The organism is Candidatus Zixiibacteriota bacterium, from assembly GCA_014728145.1.
Taxonomy (GTDB): Bacteria; Zixibacteria; MSB-5A5; order JAABVY01; family JAABVY01; genus WJMC01.
In genome coordinates this window covers 1-3,978 of the sequence record WJMC01000174.1, presented here as the reverse complement: position 1 = coordinate 3,978, position 3,978 = coordinate 1, and the positions used below count along the sequence as shown (strand labels likewise).

The window sequence follows — 3,978 nt, the reverse complement described above, 5'->3', positions numbered from 1 at the left end:
GCTTAACGTAGTTGAGCGCGATCAGCTCTTTTCTTTCTGTTCCTCATCTTTGAGTGGATTGATCAGGATATCATCGCCGCTTAGAATACGATTTACCACCTTGGCCATTTTCGAAGCAGGCATACTCTGGAGCCTGTATGACACCCATGCCCGTCGAGAGTACAGCTCATTGGTGGCAGTGTTAGAAGAAGTACGCATCGCTTCCCCCGGGTTGAGATGTTATCGGATTTGATACGTTCACTTGCGATTTTAAATGTTTTTATTAGTTAACAGTGAAATTAAAATTAACTATTCATGAAAGTGCAGTTTTAACAGAATCCTAATCTTACTGGAGCTCTCCACGATATTAGTGGATTTTCTGATAATCACCGTATATTATACGTGATATGAACCGCAATCGAGAGTATCTTTTCGCAGAATTATTGTGTGGCAAGAAAGATATCGAAGCTTTTGCCAACGAGCTTTCAGCGTATCACCAGGACGACAGCGATGATGCTGAAAAGAAACGTTTCGACCGCTTCATAAGCCGGTTGCGCTGGCATATAAACCACTCCCTCTCCCGTCGCCAGAAAGAGGTAATCAAGTTGATCCTGGATGGCCGCACGGAGCGGGAAACCGGCACAATCCTGGGTATTAGCCAGCAGGTTGTACATATTTATAAGGTTAGGGCTATTAATAAGTTACGGCAGAAACTGGATGTCTGAGGTGTATGTCAAATGACTATATTATAGAGAAAGCTCTTCGAAGTTTTCACCGCCTGCCGGAGCGTCCCGCGCTCCACATAGGAAGGAGGTCTTATGGACCGCCAAAAAACAATACAGAATCAGGCTCAATACGTGGAAAAGCAGGTCTGGCATCCGTACATGCTACAACAGCTCAACACCAGTAATTTCGTCTCTATTTCGAACAGAATACTATCAGGTGAATTCGGCTTGTTAACATTGCGAACCAGGCGTAAGTCTGGACACTCCTGAAGCACAGGAGACTTTCTAACTTACCGCCCTTCGGCTAAGAAGAAGAGGAGAGATAAGTCAAGTTTTAGCCGGAGGGTTTTTTTACGATTGACAAATACCGCTTTCATGTTATCATTATCCCGGTAGCATCAATTACTTGCAGGTTTTTTTCCGGAGGAAACTTCCGACAATTCAGGTTGTTATATTCACGGAAACGGCCGATCTGTTTATCAGAAGAATAGAAGTCACAGAGACATGCGGATGAAATTGAGATTAACTGCTTTACTGCTTTTAACATTTATAGTTTCGCTTTGTAATTCGCTTTCGGCGTCTAAGCAGTCAACCGCGCTCAGTCAGGATTACAATTCGGGCGCGATAGGACTGGCGGAGAGAATTCTCTACCGGGTCTACGCCGTAACTGATCCGGATTTGCTTCCCCAAAAATATAAAAGCGATTCTGAGCGACCGGGTAAATCCGGTACCGGTGCGATCCTGGAGGTCTGGCAAAATCTCGACCTGCTGGATGTTACCGAACGTGAGGCTATACGTGATGCCCTCTCACGACCGACATTGACTGACACCTACGACAGCCCGGCGGGATATTATAAGATTCATTTCAATACCAGCGGTGAAAACGCTGTCTCCCTTGACGACCTGGATCCTGCCAATGGGGTGCCCGATTTTGTCGAGCGGGTAGCTGTTTATGCAGACAGCGCGTATAAATGTCTGCACCTGCACCTGGGCTATCCGGTTCCGCCCGTGGATGATTCAGCGGGGGGGGACAATCGCTACGATATCTACCTGATGGACATACCCTATTACGGCTATACCGCCCCGGAGATCGAAGGTCCGAACCCGTGGAATGATTACGTTACCTATATGGTCATGGATAATGATTATGATGGTTTTCCGCCCAACGATGACCCTGAGGGAGACGCTCAGGGCGCGGCCAGGGTGACAGCGGTGCACGAGTATTTCCATGCCACCCAGTTCGGCTTGAATTACATGACTGCTATCTGGTACATGGAAGTTTCATCAGCGTGGATTGAAGAGATCTGCTTTCCCCTGGTCAACGACAACTACGCCTACCTCGAGGATTTTTTTGACTATCCTCAACTGCCCCTGGATTCTGTGCAGGACTTTCGGCATTACGGCGCGTTTGTGTTCAATCGCTTTCTCGACAGCAACTACGATACTGTGCTTGTAAGAAACGTCTGGGAAGACCTCCGCTATGAAGACGATATATATATTGTGCTCGACTCCGTTCTGGTGGATTACGGCAGTTCGCTTTCCGGGGCCTATGCTGAATTCGCGCTCTGGAACTGGATGACGGGATTCCGTGATGACGGCAACCATTACGAGGACGGCGCTGATTATCCGCTGGTGGATTTAACCGGTGAAGTGAACTTCTACCCGACCGGTGAGGTCGGTCCTCCGCCCGGGTACAAACCCTGGGGGCTGGGAGCGAATTATCTGAAATTCAACCCGGCGGGAGGACTGCTGGGTGATTTGGTGGTTCGTTTCGACGGTGTTGACAGTCTCGAGTTTGGCGCCGGCTATGTCGTTTCTGAACCCGGGGGGGTGTACCATTTCGATCAAATCGAGTTGAACAGTGCCCAGGCGGGGTCATTGATTGTTCACGATTTTGATTTGAAAAATTATGTTATGCTCAATCCTGCGGTTAAAAGCTGGCAGGCGGATTCGGCCAGTTATAATTTCTCGGCCAGTTTTCTTCCGTTTCCTGAATATGCTTCGGAGATAAGTGGTGATGGTCCGGCTGAAATCTATTCCAGCGGAAGCCGGCGGGTCTATTTCTGGGTAAAGAATGTCGGGCAGGAGAATTCACTCTACCGTATGAGCGCGACTGCTGACAGCGGTTGGCAGTTTAGTTTTCCGGATTCCGTATATCCGCTTTTTGTACGCGATTCAGTGTATGTGGCTGTCGATGTCACCGCGGCCGGAGGCCTGGTCTCGGGCTCGGAATGGGATATCACATTGAATGCCGTACCGCTGGAAGCCGATACGATTTTGAATTCAGGCAGTTTGCGCATGAACATCGTCGTTCATAATGGCGATGCCAACAACGACGGCAATGTGGATGTCTCCGACGCGGTTTACATCATTAACTTCGCATTCGTGGCCGGTTTCCCGGAACCGGTGCCCGAGTATGACGCCGGCGACGCCAATTGTGACGGCATCGTGGATGTCTCCGACGCGGTATTTATCATCAATTACGCCTTCGTTCCAGGTTCTCCGGAGCCACCCTGCTGGGTGTACTAAGATATTTCGTTCTGCCACCGAAATAATTAACATAGTGAATTTTAGTTGACTTGCGGTCTGGCCCGGCTAATTTGTCTTCATTCAGTTGGTAAGCATGGAAGCACGCAAGATAGGAAAATATGAACTGCGCGAAAAGCGCGGCGAGGGCGGTTTCGGAATCCTCTACAAGGCTTTCGATACCGTCATCGAACGCGAAATAGCATTCAAGCTTCTGCATCAGCAATTTGCCGCCGATGAGAAGTTCTCGGCCTGGTTTCATCGTGAAGCCAAGGCGATGGCCAAACTCAATCATCCCAATATCGTCACCATCTACAATTTTGAAATCGTCGATGACAACCATTTTATTGTGATGGAGTTTATTGATGGCAAGAACGTCGATGAGATCCTGACTTCCGATGGCGCAATGGATATTCTCGATGTCGCCATGATCGGCAGGCAGTTGCTTTCAGCGCTCGGTTACGCGCATTCATGCGGGATCATTCATCGCGATATCAAACCCTCAAATATAATGGTGACGGATTCCGGGCTGGTCAAGATCACTGATTTTGGAATCGCCAAGATCCTGGGCGGATCGAAGCTGACCCAGACCGGTACGGCGGCCGGATCTTTGCCGTACATGTCGCCCGAACAGATCCGCGGAAAAAAAATCGACTTTCGCTCCGACCTGTATTCGCTGGGCGTGACCATGTACCAGATGCTGACCGGCGCGGTGCCGTTCGAGGAAGACTCCGATTTTATGCTGATG

General features: G+C 49.1%; 4 protein-coding genes. 3 read left to right on the top strand and 1 reads right to left on the bottom strand.

The features are described 5' to 3' along the window. Positions 1–21 precede the first annotated feature (21 nt). Entirely contained in the window at positions 22–198 is a 177-nt protein-coding gene (locus tag GF404_10175) for a hypothetical protein (protein MBD3382548.1), read from the bottom strand. 188 nt (positions 199–386) lie between these two features. Here GF404_10175 and GF404_10170 point away from each other — a divergent pair, with 188 nt between their 5' ends. The 3 genes from GF404_10170 to GF404_10160 all read left to right on the top strand — a co-directional run. Then, positions 387–704, top strand: coding sequence for a hypothetical protein (locus GF404_10170; protein ID MBD3382547.1), 318 nt, complete (start codon positions 387–389; stop codon positions 702–704). Between the two features lie 510 nt (positions 705–1,214). After that, entirely contained in the window at positions 1,215–3,233 is a 2,019-nt protein-coding gene (locus GF404_10165; protein ID MBD3382546.1) for a hypothetical protein, read from the top strand. Positions 3,234–3,327: 94 nt separating this feature from the next. Then, the coding region (locus GF404_10160) for a protein kinase (protein ID MBD3382545.1) at positions 3,328–3,978 on the top strand (651 nt) is incomplete at its 3' end.

Excerpts from the sequence above, each read along its gene's own strand:
- GF404_10175 (MBD3382548.1), bottom strand. The coding sequence starts at position 198 with ATGCGTACTTCTTCTAACACTGCCACCAATGAGCTGTACTCTCGACGG.
- GF404_10170 (MBD3382547.1), top strand. The coding sequence starts at position 387 with ATGAACCGCAATCGAGAGTATCTTTTCGCAGAATTATTGTGTGGCAAG.
- GF404_10165 (MBD3382546.1), top strand. The coding sequence starts at position 1,215 with ATGAAATTGAGATTAACTGCTTTACTGCTTTTAACATTTATAGTTTCG.